The organism is Streptomyces sp. CA-294286, assembly GCF_050947155.1.
GTDB lineage: Bacteria > Actinomycetota > Actinomycetes > Streptomycetales > Streptomycetaceae > Streptomyces.
Genome location: NZ_CP192005.1, coordinates 1,175,619 through 1,190,089, shown reverse-complemented (window position 1 = coordinate 1,190,089; position 14,471 = coordinate 1,175,619). Strand labels below are relative to the sequence as shown.

Annotated in this window: 11 protein-coding genes and 2 pseudogenes; 3 read left to right on the top strand and 10 right to left on the bottom strand. The window is 72.3% G+C overall.

The window, feature by feature from the left end; all coding sequences use genetic code 11:
* Positions 1–104 precede the first annotated feature (104 nt).
* Positions 105–1,133: pseudogene (locus ACQPZG_RS09855) on the top strand (glycosyltransferase 87 family protein); the annotation flags it as partial.
* A 135-nt stretch (positions 1,134–1,268) separates the two neighbouring features.
* On the opposite strand, the gene ACQPZG_RS09850 reads toward ACQPZG_RS09855, so the two are convergent.
* The 7 genes and pseudogenes from ACQPZG_RS09850 to ACQPZG_RS09820 all read right to left on the bottom strand — a co-directional run bounded on the left by ACQPZG_RS09850 (position 1,269) and on the right by ACQPZG_RS09820 (position 8,615).
* A complete protein-coding gene (locus ACQPZG_RS09850; protein WP_433545451.1) occupies positions 1,269–2,195 on the bottom strand; it encodes a hypothetical protein in 927 nt (308 codons plus the stop codon).
* Between the two features lie 138 nt (positions 2,196–2,333).
* A pseudogene (locus tag ACQPZG_RS09845) lies at positions 2,334–2,699 on the bottom strand (VOC family protein); the annotation flags it as partial.
* A gap of 42 nt (positions 2,700–2,741) precedes the next feature.
* Positions 2,742–3,863 carry an LOG family protein gene (locus ACQPZG_RS09840; RefSeq protein ID WP_433545450.1) on the bottom strand — a complete coding sequence of 374 codons (1,122 nt, stop codon included), beginning with the start codon at positions 3,861–3,863 and terminating at the stop codon, positions 2,742–2,744.
* A 478-nt stretch (positions 3,864–4,341) separates the two neighbouring features.
* Positions 4,342–5,772, bottom strand: a complete 1,431-nt coding sequence (locus ACQPZG_RS09835) for a hypothetical protein (RefSeq protein WP_433545449.1) — start codon at positions 5,770–5,772, stop codon at positions 4,342–4,344.
* Entirely contained in the window at positions 5,754–6,497 is a 744-nt protein-coding gene (locus ACQPZG_RS09830; protein ID WP_433545448.1) for an ABC transporter ATP-binding protein, read from the bottom strand. Before ACQPZG_RS09830 ends, ACQPZG_RS09835 begins: the two co-directional genes overlap by 19 nt.
* A gap of 238 nt (positions 6,498–6,735) precedes the next feature.
* Positions 6,736–8,139: an aspartate aminotransferase family protein gene (locus tag ACQPZG_RS09825; protein ID WP_433545447.1), complete on the bottom strand. Its 1,404-nt coding sequence runs from the start codon at positions 8,137–8,139 to the stop codon at positions 6,736–6,738.
* Positions 8,124–8,615 carry an Lrp/AsnC family transcriptional regulator gene (locus ACQPZG_RS09820; protein WP_433545446.1) on the bottom strand — a complete coding sequence of 164 codons (492 nt, stop codon included), beginning with the start codon at positions 8,613–8,615 and terminating at the stop codon, positions 8,124–8,126. The genes ACQPZG_RS09825 and ACQPZG_RS09820 overlap by 16 nt, the downstream gene beginning before the upstream one ends.
* A gap of 185 nt (positions 8,616–8,800) precedes the next feature.
* Here ACQPZG_RS09820 and ACQPZG_RS09815 point away from each other — a divergent pair, with 185 nt between their 5' ends.
* Together ACQPZG_RS09815 and ACQPZG_RS09810 are read left to right on the top strand one after the other, a co-directional pair.
* Entirely contained in the window at positions 8,801–10,240 is a 1,440-nt protein-coding gene (locus ACQPZG_RS09815; RefSeq protein WP_433545445.1) for a gamma-aminobutyraldehyde dehydrogenase, read from the top strand.
* 72 nt (positions 10,241–10,312) lie between these two features.
* A complete protein-coding gene (locus ACQPZG_RS09810) occupies positions 10,313–11,518 on the top strand; it encodes a polyamine ABC transporter substrate-binding protein (RefSeq protein WP_433545444.1) in 1,206 nt (401 codons plus the stop codon).
* 118 nt (positions 11,519–11,636) lie between these two features.
* On the opposite strand, the gene ACQPZG_RS09805 is transcribed toward ACQPZG_RS09810, so the two are convergent.
* The 3 genes from ACQPZG_RS09805 to ACQPZG_RS09795 form a co-directional block, all read right to left on the bottom strand.
* Positions 11,637–12,410 (bottom strand): SAM-dependent methyltransferase, encoded by a 774-nt coding sequence (locus ACQPZG_RS09805; RefSeq protein WP_433545443.1) that lies wholly within the window; start codon positions 12,408–12,410, stop codon positions 11,637–11,639.
* Positions 12,411–12,463: 53 nt separating this feature from the next.
* A complete protein-coding gene (locus tag ACQPZG_RS09800; protein WP_433545442.1) occupies positions 12,464–13,177 on the bottom strand; it encodes a glycerophosphodiester phosphodiesterase in 714 nt (237 codons plus the stop codon).
* Between the two features lie 74 nt (positions 13,178–13,251).
* Complete coding sequence (locus ACQPZG_RS09795; RefSeq protein ID WP_433545441.1) at positions 13,252–14,277, bottom strand: adenosine deaminase; 1,026 nt, start codon at positions 14,275–14,277, stop codon at positions 13,252–13,254.
* Positions 14,278–14,471 lie beyond the last annotated feature (194 nt).

Genomic DNA, 14,471 nt, shown 5'->3' with positions numbered 1-14,471 from the left:
GTCCGCCGCGCGGCGCGTCTGGTCCGTGTCGTGCCACGGGGTGACACGGAGCTTGGCACCACGGTGTGACGCGCGGGCGCCGGGGCGTCGCCGATCGTGCGGCCATGGTCGACACGACGGCATGTCTCGACGGTGAAGGACCCGGCCGGGCAAGGGAGCCGAAGGGGAGGCCGGCGGGACGCCGGCCGGCTTCCTGGGCCGGGCCGGCCGGGTGGGCGGGGTGCGCCGTCGCCTCTCTCGTGTTCGGTCTGGTGTCGGGGCTCGGACCGCACCGGATGTGGGGGTTGACGGCCGCGTTCGGGTACGGGGCCGCGGCGTGGACGGCCGCGCGTCCGGTGGCTCTGGCGGGTCGGCGGGTGCGTCCGGCGCTCGTCGCGGCGGCGGGAGCGGTGGTGCTGCCTCTCCTCGTCCTCGTCCTGCTCGGTCAGGGGCAGTTGGAGGTGCGCGTGGTGGAGAGGTCCGCGGGGCTGCTGCTCGCCACGGGCAGTCCTTACGTGCCCGATCCGGCCGTCATCGCGGACTTCAACCCGTACCTGCCGGGAATGGCCGTCTTCGGGCTGCCGCACGTCCTGTTCGGCGACAGCCCGCTGGGGGACGCGCGCTGGTGGATGGCGGCCGGGTTCCTGGCGGTGCTGCCGGTGGCGGCCCGGCGCGGCGCGAGGGCGTGGATCGCGGCCTGCCCGCTCGTGGCGCTGCCGCTCGCCGTCGGCGGGGTGGATCTGCCGGTGGTCGGGCTGATGTGCCTGGGGCTCGTGTGCGCCGGACGCGGCCGGGTCGGCTGGGCCGGGGCGGCGCTGGGGGCGGCTGCTGCGTTGAAGTGGACCGCCTGGCCCGCGGTGCCGGTGGCGCTGGTGCTGCTGGCCGGGTGTGCGGGACGCAGGGCGGCGGGGCGTTGCGCCCTGGTCGTGGCGGGGGTCGCGGGGGCGCTCGTGGTGCCGGCGGCGTGCGCGGATCCGGCGGCGTTCTTCCGCAACGTGGTCGCGTTCCCGCTGGGGCTGAGCGGTGTCGAGTCCCCGGCGGCGAGCCCGCTGCCGGGGCGGCTGCTGGCGGAGTACGTGCCCGGCGGCGCGGCCCTCGCCACCGCCCTGCTGGCGGTCGGTGCCGTAGTGGTCGCCGGCTCGCTGCTGGTACGGCCGCCCCGGTCCGTGCGGGCGGCGGCCGTACGGCTGGCGTACGGGCTGGCCCTCGCCATGGCGCTCATGCCGGCCAGCCGCTTCGGCTACGTCGTCTATCCGCTGGTACTGCTCGCGGCGCTGGGGCGTGCCCCGCTACCCGGGCGCGTCCACCAGCTGCAGAGGCCGCTCCTCGGCCGCCGTGTCCGACTCCTCGCCGTGCTTGCCGAACCAGGCGACGGCGACCGCGCCCGCCACGGCGAGCAGGAAACCGACGATCGCGACCCACCCGAAGCCGGGGCGGGAGGCGTCGCCCAGCCACACGACGCCGATCGTTCCCGGCAGCACGGTCTCGCCGACGACCAGGGCGGCGGTGGCCCCGTTGACCGAGCCGATCTGCAGCGCGACCGTGTGCAGGTACATGCCGCCGATGCCCGCCACCAGGATGGCGTACAGGGCCGGATCCGACAGGAAGGTCACCAGGTCGAAGGGGTCGACGCCGTCGAGGATGCGGACGCCCACACCCAGCGCGCCGAAGCCGAGGCCCGACAGCAGACCCGCCAGGATCGCCGCACCGGCGCCCATCAGACGGACGACGACGGTGCCGCCGACCATCAGCAGCACCGAGATCGCCAGCAGCCACCAGTGGGTGGCCATGTCGGTCTGTCCACTGCCCTCGTGCCCCGCCGCCGTCGCCAGCATGACGAGTGAGCCGCAGACGACCGCGATCGACGTCCATTCCCTGCGGGAGAGCTTGATGCCGAGCATCTTCACGCTCAGCACCGCCGTGACCACCAGGTTGGCGCTGATGACCGTCTGGGAGAGGAACAGGGGGAGCATGCGCGCGGCCAGCGCACCGAGCCCGAAACCGACGAAGTCCAGGATGGTTCCGACGATGAACTCCCACGTCATCGCCGCCTTGGCGGTGGACGACAGGCTGGGGCCGCCGTGCTGGGTGACACCGGCGGTGGACGCCTTGGCCGCCTCCCGGCGGGCGGACTTGCGCGATCCGACGGCTTGCAGGACCGAGCCTGTGCCGTAGCAGATCGACGCCAAGACGGCGGTGATGAGGCCGATGAGCACCAGAAGCTCCGTTCACGGATGTACAGGTCGCACGAGTCGCGTGCGGGAGACGCGTGTCGTTCTCCGACTGCGAGACGTGGGATTCGACGAGTACGTTGCCTCCGGCACGCGCCGATGTGCCGCGGGCGGTCAGCCGGTGCGCTCGGCGGCGCTGCGCTCGACGCAGAACTCGTTGCCCTCGGGGTCGGCGAGCGTCACCCACCCCCCGCCGCCGGGCTTGCGGTGGTCGCCGACCAGGGTGGCCCCGAGGGCGAGGATGCGGTCGACCTCCTCGTCGCGCGTGCGGTCCTGCGGCTGGACGTCGAGGTGTACCCGGTTCTTGACGGTCTTGGCTTCCGCGACCCGGATGAAGAGGACCCCGACGCCCGGGGCGTTCACCAGGGCCTCGGGGTCACCGGGGAAGTCGTCGTCGGCAAGGGGGGCGTCGAGCACCTTCGCCCAGAAGCTCGCGAGCTGGTAGGCGTCGGCGCAGTCGATGGTCACGTGGCGTACGAGAGAGGACATGGGCGCCACTATGGCGGGCCGGGCGGCCCGGAACCACCGGGTTTACCCGGAGGCTGTGGCCGCCCGCAGCCGCGCCAGGGCCTCCGGTGCTTCGGCGACCGTGTCGACCAGAGCGATCCGGGGCTCCATCGAGCGGCCCCGGGCGAGGGACTGGAGGAGAGGCCAGGCGGGCAGGCGTTCGGTCCAGTGGGCGCGGTCGACCAGCACCATCGGCGTGGGTTCGCCGCGCGACTCGTAGTAGTTCGGGGTCGCGTTGTCGAAGATCTCCTGGACGGTGCCGGCCGCGCCCGGGAGGAAGACGACGCCCGCGGTGCAGCGGGCCAGCAGTCCGTCCTCGCGGGTGGCGTTGGCGAAGTACTTGGCGATGTGGGTGGCGAAGACGTTCGGCGGTTCGTGGCCGTAGAACCAGGTGGGGATGCCGACCGAGTCGCCGCCGGCCGGCCAGCGGGACCGGACGGCGAAGGCCGCCGACGCCCACTCCGTGACGGACGGGACGAAGGAGGGGATCCTGCCGAGGAGGACCAGGGCCTCGTCGAGCATGTCGTCGGGGTGCGGGGACGCGTACGCGCCGAGGTTCGCGGCCTCCATCGCGCCGGGGCCGCCGCCGGTGGCGACGGTCAGGCCCGCGCGGGCGAGGGTGCGCGCGAGGACGGCCGCACCTCTGTAGGCGTCGGTGCCGCGGGCCATCGCGTGCCCGCCCATGACGCCCACCACCGGGACGTTCCTGAGGTGTTCGTCGAGGGCGTCGGAGATCGCGTCGTCGTGGATCGAGCGCAGCATGGAGGCGAAGATGTCGCCGTCGGTCCTGGTGCGCCCGAACCAGGCGTAGCCCAGGGCGTCGGGGGTGGCCTCGTAGCCGTGCTGCGCGAGCCCTTCGAAGAGGGCCTCGGGCGTGTAGAGGAGCCCCCGGTACGGGTCGAAGGGGAGGTCCGGCACCGGCGGGAAGACGAGCGCGCCGTCCGCGCGGACCTTGGCGGTGGCCTCGTCGGCCATCGGGCAGCCGAGGAAGACCGCGTCGGCGGCGTCGGTGGCGAGAAGTGCCGCGGTCCGGTCCGTGAGGTCCACGGACTGGACGCGGTATCCGTTGAGCGGACCGCGGGCGACCGCCTGGTCGAACTCGGCCAGGTTCTCGATCTCGTGGTCGTGATCCGGGTGGTGAGGCACGGGGACATCGTAGGGGGACCCGCCGAACGGGCGACCGCACGGGGTGGGGCGCGGGAGCCGCCGGACGCGGGGCGGGCCGGAGGCCGGGAGGCCGACGGGGCTTTCGTCAGGTCGCCACCGCGGAGGTGAGCGGGGCGCGGGGCTGCGGGGCGGGCCGGACGTCAGGAGGCCGGCGGGGCTGCCGCCTGGGTGGCCACCGCCCACGTCAGCGGGGCGCGGGGCTACGGGGCGGGGGCGGCCGGGTGTCCGGACGTCAGGAGGCCGGCGGGGCTGCCGCCTGGGTGGCCACCGCCCACGTCAGCGGGGCTGCGGGGCGGCCGGAGGTGCGAGGCCGGCGGAGCTTTCGTCAAGGGGTCACGGCCCAGGTCAGCGGGGCTGCGGGGCGGGCCGGACGGCAGGAGGCCGGCGGAGCTGCCGCCAGGATGGCCAGGGCCCAGATCAGCGGGGCGCGGGGCGGGGTCGGCCGGATGTCCGGACGTCAGGAGGCCAGCGGGGCTGCCGCCAGGGAGGCCACCGCCCACGTCAGCGGGGCGAAGAGCGCCAGGAGTGCCAGGGTCCGGACGAGGGCTGCGACGCGGAGGGTGCGGGTGGGTGCACCCTGGCGGACGAGGGCCTGGGTCAGGGGGGCGCGGGACTGTTTCGTCTCCAGGGCCACGGTGAGGAGGGTCGCCGTCGTGCAGGCCAGGACCAGGCCGGCGCCGAGGCCGGTGAGGGGGCCGAAGGAGGGAGCCGCGTCGGTGCCGGTGTAGAGGGCCCTGGCCGCCAGTACGCCGGAGGCCGTGGCGCAGACCACGCCGAGTGGGCGGCCGATGCGGCGGGCCTCGCCCTGGAGCGTGCGGCCGGCGAGGAGGCGCACCGCCCCGGGACGGACGGCCTGGAGGAGGAAGCCGCACAGGTGCACCAGTCCGGGCCCGGCCAGCGCCAGTCCCAGCGCGGTCAGCGCCCAGCCCGCGAGAACCCCGGCCGGAACGATCTCCGGGTGGCCGGGGAGCGGAAGAGGGCGGGAGGAACCGGAACCCCGGCTCGCGTACGTCTCGACCGCGAGACCGGCGGCGGTCAGCGCGACGCCCCAGGGAAGCCCGGCGGGGGGAGAGGAGGGGGCGGCAGCGGTGGAGGCGGGCGACCCGGCGGCGGAGGCCCTGGCCGGATCGCCGGAGCCCGAGCCCGCAACAGGTCCTGAGCCCGAGATCGAGCCGTAGCCCGAGCCCGCAGCCGGTCCTGAGCCCGAGGTCAAGTGGAAGCTTGAGCTCGCAGCGGATCCGGAGCCCGAGGTCGAGCCGTAGCCCGGGCCCGCAGCCGGTCCGGAGCCCGAGGCCGAGCCGAAGCCCGAGCCCGCAGCGGGCCCGGAGCCCGCGCCGGGCGTGAAGGCCGGGCCGGGGAAGGACCCGGCAGCGGAGCGCGGGCGCAGGGTCAGGGCGGTGGCCGCTGCGGCGGCGAGGGGCGCCAGGGCGAGCAGCGTGAGCACCGCGGCCAGCGGCAACGGGCGGCCGGCGGCGAGGGATTCGGCGGCCTTGCCGTCGAAGGGGAGTCCCGTCAGATCGCCTCGCAGGTGGAGGAAGACGAGGAGGGCGAGCATGCTGCCGACGCCGCAGGACAGGGCGGAGGACGCGGCGGCGACGGCCGCGACCCGGGCGGGTCCCAGGCCCACCGCGGAGAGACCGGGGCGGGGGCGGGCGGTGGGATCCGTACGGGCCACCACCGCCGCGAGCTGGACGGTGGCGGCGAGCGGCGCCAGGCACCACAGGAGCCGCAGGGCCGAGGAGCCGGTGTGGTCGGGGCCCGGGTGGGAGAGGGCGTGGCCGAGGGTGCACAGGAGCAGGAAGCCCACGCCGGCGGAGGCCGCGGCGACCAGGAGCCGACGCAGCAGGACCAGCGGGCGGGAGCCGCGGACTAGACGAAGAGCGAGCACGCCGCCCGGCCTTCCGCGTCCGTGGCCTGCGCGGCACTCACCCGGCGGCCGTCCAGCAGGGACACCGTGCGGTCCGCGAGCGCGGCGGCCCTGGCGTCGTTCGTGGCCAGGACCACGGTGGTGCGGTGCGAGCGGGCCGCCGCGGTGAGGGTGCGCAGGACGTGGACGCCGTCGGCGCGGTGCAGCGGTGCGGTCGGCTCGTCGGCGAACAGGACGGTGGGGGCGGAAGCCAGGGCGCGGGTGATCGCGACGCGCTGGCGTTCGGCCTGGAGGAGGGCGGCCGGGCGCTTGCGGGCCAGGGCCCCGATGTCGAGGCGCTCCAGCCACTCCAAGGCCGTCGTCTTCGCGGCACGGTGGCCTTCGCCGCGCAGCAGGAGGGGGAGGGCGGTGTTCTCCCAGACGGTGAGTTCCGGCACGAGGTCGGGTTCCGGGGAGATCCAGGCGAACCGGTCCCGGCGCAGCCGTTCCCGGGAGAGCGCCCCCATGGTGTGCACGGGGACGCTGTTGAACCACACCTCGCCCTGCTCGGGGACGATCCGGCCGGACAGGCAGCCGAGGAGGGTCGTCTTGCCGCTGCCGCGCGGGCCAGTCACCGCGAGGATCTCGCTCTGGCGGACGCCGAGCGAGACATCCGTGAGCGCGGGGGACCCGCTGTGGGTGTGGTGCAGTGAGCGTGCCCACAGGACGTCGTTGTCCGGTGGGGCGATGTCCGGCGGGACCGCCATGGCGTACACCTCGGTTCACGGGTTCCTGGTTCGGTGACAGACCTCATTTTCGTTCCCCCCGGCGGGGGAACGAAAGTCGGAGCCGGTCGGTCACTGGGCACCGTAAGGATTTCGTGGTCCGCGGGGCGCGTCGGCGCGGCACGGGGACGGCCCGGAGGCGGCCGTTCTCACTGGAACGGGCGCATCCGGGCCGCAGGGGCTCGTTCCGCCGGTCGGGTGGCCCGAGGGGCCCGGCCGCTCAGAGCTTGGTCCAGGCCTCCGTGAGCACCGCGCGCAGGATGCCCTCGATCTCGTCGAAGGTCTCCTGGGTGGAGATCAGCGGCGGGGCCAGCTGCACGACCGGGTCGCCGCGGTCGTCGGCCCGGCAGTACAGGCCGTTCTCGTACAGCGCCTTGGAGAGGAAGCCGTACAGGACGCGCTCGGTCTCCTCGTCGGTGAAGGTCTCCTTGGTGGCCTTGTCCTTCACCAGCTCGATGCCGTAGAAGAAGCCGTTGCCGCGGACGTCGCCGACGATCGGCAGGTCGTGCAGCTTCTTCAGGGTGTTGAAGAAGGCGCTCTCGTTGTCGAGGACGTGCTGGTTGAGGCCCTCGCGCTCGAAGATGTCGAGGTTGGCGAGGCCGACGGCGGCCGAGACCGGGTGGCCGCCGAAGGTGTAGCCGTGCAGGAAGGTGTTGTCGCCCTCGTAGAACGGCTCGGCGATCCTGTCGGAGATGATGCAGGCGCCGATCGGGGAGTAGCCCGAGGTCATGCCCTTGGCGCAGGTGATCATGTCCGGCACGTAGCCGAACTTGTCGCACGCGAACATCGTGCCGAGGCGGCCGAAGGCGCAGATGACCTCGTCGGAGACCAGCAGCACGTCGTACTTGTCGCAGATCTCGCGGACCCGCTGGAAGTAGCCGGGCGGCGGCGGGAAGCAGCCGCCGGCGTTCTGCACCGGCTCCAGGAAGACCGCGGCGACGGTGTCCGCGCCCTCGAAGAGGATCTCCTGCTCGATCTGGTCGGCGGCCCAGCGGCCGAAGGCCTCCGGGTCGTCGCCGTGGATCGGCGCACGGTAGATGTTGGTGTTCGGGACCTTGTGCGCGCCCGGTACGAGGGGCTCGAACGGGGCCTTGAGCGCGGGCAGCCCGGTGATGGACAGGGCGCCCTGCGGGGTGCCGTGGTAGGCGACGGCACGCGAGATGACCTTGTACTTGGTGTGGTGGCCGCGCAGCTTCCAGTACTGCTTGGCCAGCTTCCACGCGGTCTCGACGGCCTCGCCGCCGCCCGTCGTGAAGAAGACCTTGTTCAGGTCGCCGGGCGCGTAGTCCGCGAGCCGCTCCGCCAGTTCGACGGCCTTCGGGTGGGCGTACGACCAGATCGGGAAGAAGGCCAGTTCCTGGGCCTGCTTGTACGCGGTCTCGGCGAGCTCGTGCCGGCCGTGGCCGGCGTTCACCACGAACAGGCCGGACAGGCCGTCGAGGTAGCGCTTGCCCTTGTCGTCGAATATGTACGTTCCCTCGCCGCGCACGATGGTCGGCACGGGGGCGTTCTCGTACGACGACATGCGGGTGAAGTGCATCCACAGGTGGTCGTACGCGGTCTTCGAGAGGTCCTTGCCGGTGGCAGGGTTGCTGGTGGCACTCACGGCTATCGGGTTCCCCACATGTAGGTCTGCTTCTTGAGCTTGAGGTAGACGAAGCTCTCGGTGGAGCGCACGCCGGGAAGGGTCCGGATGCGTCTGTTGATCATCTCCAGGAGGTGGTCGTCGTCCTCGCACACGATCTCCGCGAGCAGGTCGAAGGAGCCCGCCGTGACGACGACGTACTCCACCTCCGCCATGTCGGTGAGCGCGTCGGCGACCGGATCGAGGTCGCCCTCCACGTTGATGCCGACCATCGCCTGACGCCGGAAGCCCACGGTGAGCGGGTCCGTGACGGCGACGATCTGCATCACGCCCTGGTCGAGCAGTTTCTGCACGCGCTGGCGCACGGCCGCCTCGGAGAGGCCGACCGCCTTGCCGATGGCGGCGTACGGACGGCGGCCGTCCTCCTGGAGCTGTTCGATGATCGCCAAGGAGACGGAGTCGATCCCCGGGGAGCTGCCGCTGCCGGGCCTGGGTTCTGCGCTACGACTGACCACGGAGCCACTGTGCATCACGTATCGCCCGTCCCGCAAGAGCAGACCGATGAAATTCGTTGTTCGTGGCCTGCGATTTAACTGAATCCGAAGTTGCTGCCCAGTGGGTATGTCGAAAGCGTCAAGTCTCTGACTAATGTGGGTGTCTCACCCACCGGACATCGACACATCGACAAGGGAGAGTGGCCGTGACCACCGAGCTGCGCCGTCTGCGCAACTACATCGCCGGGGAGTTCCGGGACGCCGCCGACGGCCGGACCACCGACGTGATCAACCCGGCGACCGGCGAGGCGTACGCGACCGCGCCGCTCTCCGGCCAGGAGGACGTCGACGCCGCGATGGCCGCCGCCGCCGAGGCGTTCCCGGCCTGGCGCGACCAGACGCCCGCCGAGCGTCAGAAGGCACTGCTGAAGATCGCTGACGCCTTCGAGGAGCGTGCGGAGGAGCTGATCGCCGCCGAGTCGGAGAACTGCGGCAAGCCGCTGGGCCTGACCCGCACCGAAGAGATCCCGCCGATGGTCGACCAGATCCGCTTCTTCGCGGGCGCGGCGCGGCTCCTTGAGGGCCGCAGCGCGGGCGAGTACATGGAGGGCCTGACCTCCATCGTGCGCCGCGAGCCGGTCGGCGTCTGCGCGCAGGTCGCGCCGTGGAACTACCCGATGATGATGGCCGTGTGGAAGTTCGCCCCGGCGCTCGCCGCGGGCAACACGGTCGTCCTGAAGCCTTCGGACACCACCCCCGCGTCGACCGTCCTGATGGCCGAGATCATCGGATCCATCGTTCCGCGGGGCGTTTTCAACGTCGTCTGCGGCGACCGCGACACCGGCCGCGCGATGGTCGAGCACAAGGTCCCCGCGATGGCCTCCATCACCGGCTCCGTACGGGCCGGCATGCAGGTCGCCGAGTCCGCCTCCAAGGACCTGAAGCGGGTCCACCTGGAACTGGGCGGCAAGGCGCCGGTCGTCGTCTTCGAGGACACCGACATCGCCAAGGCCGTCGAGGACATCTCGATGGCGGGCTTCTTCAACGCCGGCCAGGACTGCACGGCGGCGACCCGCGTGCTCGTCCAGGAGTCCGTCCACGACGAGTTCGTGACCGCGCTCGCCAAGGCGGCGGCCGACACGAAGACCGGCCTGCCGGACGACGAGGACGTGCTCTACGGCCCGCTCAACAACGCCAACCAGCTGAAGCAGGTCGCCGGCTTCGTCGACCGGCTGCCCGCGCACGCCAAGGTCGAGGCGGGCGGCCACCGGGTCGGCGACAAGGGCTACTTCTACGCCCCGACCGTCGTCTCCGGCCTCAAGCAGGACGACGAGATCATCCAGAACGAGGTCTTCGGCCCGGTCATCACCGTGCAGTCCTTCACCGACGAGGCGCAGGCGCTGGAGTGGGCGAACGGCGTGGAGTACGCCCTCGCGTCCTCGGTGTGGACCAAGGACCACGCGCGCGCCATGCGCATGTCCAAGAACCTCGACTTCGGCTGTGTGTGGATCAACACGCACATCCCGCTGGTCGCGGAGATGCCGCACGGCGGATTCAAGAAGTCCGGTTACGGCAAGGACCTGTCGGCGTACGGCTTCGAGGACTACACCCGGATCAAGCACGTCATGACGTCGCTGGACGGCTGAGACGCGTAGCGGGGCGGGCGGTAGACGAAGTGTCTATTGCCCGCCCCCGCGCATCGGGGAAGGGTGGGCCCCATGGGTGATCTTGGTCGCGTCTCGCGTCGTCTCTCGCGCCGTACGGTGCTCCGCGGCATCGGGTACGGAATCGGCACGACGGGCGCGCTCGCCGCGCTCACCGGATGCGGCGTCCCCGCCGCCTACGTGGAGCCGGAGGACCGTGCCGGCACGGACACCTCCGACCGGGACAAGAGCCTCCAGTTCGCCAACTGGCCGCTCTACATCGACACGGACGACGAGGACGAGTCCAGGCGCCCCACCCTGGAGGAGTTCCAGAAGCGCACCGGGATCTCCGTCCGGTACACGGAGGAGATCAACGACAACGACGAGTTCTTCGGCAAGATCAGCCCGGCCCTGATGAACCACCAGGAGACCGGCCGCGACCTCGTCGTCATGAGCGACTGGATGGCGTCCCGCTTCGTGCGCCTGGGCTGGGTGCAGGAGATGGACCGCGCCAAGCAGCCGAACGTCGCCAAGCACCTGGACCCGCAACTGCTCTCGCCCGCGTTCGACGAGGGCCGTCTGCACACCGTCCCCTGGCAGTCCGGGATCACCGGCATCGCGTACAACCGCAAGAAGCTCGGCCGCGAGATCAAGCACGTCGCAGACCTGTGGCGGCCCGAACTCAAGGGCCGGGTCACGCTCTTCTCGGGACTGGACGAGAGCTTCGCGCTGCTCATGCAGGGGCAGGGCGTGGACGTCACCCGGTGGACCGCCGACGACTTCCACCGCATGTGCGACCGGGTCGGCAAGCTGGTGGCCGGCAAGCACATCCGCCGCTTCACCGGCAACGACTACGTCAAGGACCTGTCCTCGGGCGACGTCCTGGCCTGCCAGGCGTACTCGGGCGACGTCGTCCAGCTCCAGGCCGACAACCCGGACATCGAGTTCGTCGTCCCGCAGGAGGGCGCGGAGCTGTGGGCCGAGTCCCTGATGATCCCCAACCGCGCCAAGCACAAGCGCAACGCCGAGAAGCTGATCGACCACTACTACGACCCCGAGATCGCCGCCGAACTGGCCACCTGGGTCAACTACGTATGCCCGGTACCGGCCGCCCGCGACATCATCGCGTCCTCCAAGGACGAGGAGACCGCCGCCCTCGCCGAGGACCCGCTGATCTTCCCGGACGACGAGATGCGCAAGCGGCTCGCCATCGCCCGGGACATCACTGCCGAGGAGCGGCTGGAGTTCGCGAAGACGTGGAACGGGATCGTGGGGCTCTGACGTCAGGGTCTCGCACGAGGCCTGACCCGGCCGCCGGGGTCGCGCGGGGCCGGGCCCGAGCGCGGGGTCTCGCGCGGGGCCGGATCCGACCGCCGGGTCGCCCGGGGGACGGTGGCCGTCACCGGTGCTTGACGGCCACCGCGCCGAACTGAGCCACCGGCGGCTCCTCGGCCCGCCACCGCGCGCACGACACGATCCCGGGCTCCAGGACGTCGAGGCCCTCCAGGAACGAGGCGAACTCGGCGCGGGTGCGGGCGGTGATCGGGGGCGTCGCGTTCTCGTTCCAGAAGGCCATGGCCGCCTCGTTGCCCTCGCCGCCCAGTTCCAGCGTCGGGTGGGTGAGGACGAGGTGACTGCCCGCCGGGAGCGCGCCCAGCAGGGTCCGCACGATCGAGCGGGCCTCGTCCGTGTCCTGGACGAAGTTGAGGATGCCCAGCAGCATCACCGCCACCGGGCGGTCCATGTCGAGGGTGTCCGCGGCGGCTTCGAGGATCCCGTGCGGGTCGCGGGCGTCGGCGTCCAGGTAGGCGATCCGGCCGCCGGGGGAGCCGGTCAGCAGGGCGCGGGCATGGGCCAGGACGACCGGGTCGTGGTCGACGTAGACGACGCGGGCGTCGGGGGCGGCCCGCTGGGCGACCTCGTGGGTGTTCTCGGCGGTGGGCAGACCGGTGCCGATGTCCAGGAACTGCCGCAGCCCGGCCTCCCGCGCCAGGTACGACACGGCGCGGCCGAGGAACCGGCGGTCGGCGCGGGCCACTTCGCCGATGCTCGGGTAGAAGGCGCTGACCCGGTCGCCCACCGCGCTGTCCACGGGATAGTGGTCCTTGCCGCCGAGCCAGTAGTTCCAGACACGGGCGTTGTGGGCGACGTCGGTGCGTATCGCTTCGGACATGGGGTGCGCTCTCCTCCGCTGCAAGGTGGTGAGCGGTCATCATGCCGGACGTGTCAACTCCGTCGCGTTCCGCGGTACTTGGCCACTTCCTCGGTGAGCGCACGGAGCCGGTTGGTGGTGATGGCGTCGACGCCCGCGGCGAGCAGCCGGCGCATGGTGCGGCGGGTGTCCGCGGTCCACGCGCCGACCAGCAGGCCGCCGGCGTGCGCGCGGTCGACGAACGCCCGGTCGATCAGCGCGAAGCGGCAGTTGAGCCGGCGCGGGCCGATCGCCGCCAGCACTTCCGGGCGGGGCGGCGCGGTGGACTTCCAGGTCAGGGCGATCTCGGCGTGCGGGTCGGCGGCGCGGACACGCAGCATCGCGGCGGGGCCGCCGCAGTAGTGCATGCGCTCGCCCGCCCCCGCCAGGTGCAGGACGTCGATCACCTCCCGCACCAGCGGTTCGTGCGCGCCCGGCAGGTCGATCAGCAGGCGACGCGCCCCGACGGCGAGGACCGCCTCGCGCAGGGTCGGCACCTCGCCGCCGGTCAGCGCGTCGAGTTCGGCCCTCGTGAGGTCGGCGAGCCACCGGTCGTGACCCCACAGCCGCTCCAGCGTCTCGTCGTGCAGCAGGACCGGGACGCCGTCACGGGTCAGCCGTACGTCGACCTCCACCGCGTCTGCGCCCAGGGACAGCGCCGAGCGGATCGAGGGCAGGGAGTTCTCACGGAAGCGGTACGGATCCCCGCGGTGCCCCACGACGAGGAAACCGCGGCTGTCGGTGCTCATGAGGTCATTGTTGGGGAAAAGGGGGTACGCCGCTCAACGGACGCGCACGGTGCGGACGCCTCGCCCGGCGGTGCTCAGCCGGCGAGCCACTGCGCCGTGTAGGAGTCGATCTCCGCAGCGAGCGCCGCCTTGCCCGCCGGGTCCAGGAAGGACGCCTCGACGGCGTTCTTGGCCAGCTCCGCCAGGCCGCGCTCGTCCAGGTCCAGGAGGCGGGCGGCGACTGCGTACTCGGTGTTCAGGTCGGTGCCGAACATCGGCGGGTCGTCGCTGTTGATCGTGACCAGGCAGCCCGCCGCGACCATCGCCTTGATCGGGTGCTCGTCCAGGGAGGCGACGGCCCGGGTGGCGATGTTCGAGGTCGGACAGACTTCGAGCGGGATCCGGTGCTCGGCGAGATGGGCGAGGAGCTCCGGGTCCTGGGCGGCACTGGTGCCGTGGCCGATGCGCTCGGCGCGCAGTTCCCTCAGCGCGTCCCAGACCGTCCCGGGGCCCGTGGTCTCGCCCGCGTGCGGGACGGAGTGCAGGCCCGCCGCGATGGCCCGGTCGAAGTACGGCTTGAACTGCGGGCGGGGCACGCCGATCTCGGGGCCGCCCAGACCGAACGAGACCAGGCCCTCGGGACGGTGCTCCAGCGCGAGCCGCACCGTCTCCTCCGCCGACTCCAGGCCCGCCTCGCCCGGGATGTCGAAGCACCAGCGCAGGACGACGCCGAGTTCGGACTCGGCGGCCTTGCGGGCGTCCTCGATGGCGTCCATGAACGCCTGCGCGTCGATGCCCCGGCGGGTGGAGCTGTACGGGGTGACGGTCAGCTCGGCGTACCGGATGTTCTGCCGGGCCATGTCGCGGGCCACCTCGAAGGTGAGCAGCCGTACGTCCTCGGGGGTGCGGATCACGTCCACGACCGACAGGTACACGTCGATGAAGTGCGCGAAGTCGGTGAACGTGAAGAACTCGGCGAGCGCGGCCTCGTCGCTGGGCACCTTGGAGTCGGGGTGCCGGGCGGCCAGTTCGGCGACGATGCGCGGGGAGGCGGACCCGACGTGGTGCACGTGCAGTTCGGCCTTGGGCAGGCCCGCGATGAAGGGGCGCAGGTCTGACATCGGATCCTCCTGGAGCAGCGGGGCGGTACGGGGGTGCGGTGACGCCCGTGGGACGCGGTGCCGGCCGCCGGCGACGGTACGCACGGGGTGCGGGGCGGTCGGCCGGAGAGCGGGCCACGGAGTGGCTGGGGATCATCGTAGGCGGGACACTGGGCCATGTGGGGTACGCCGTAGCATGACGGGGGAACCGCGAT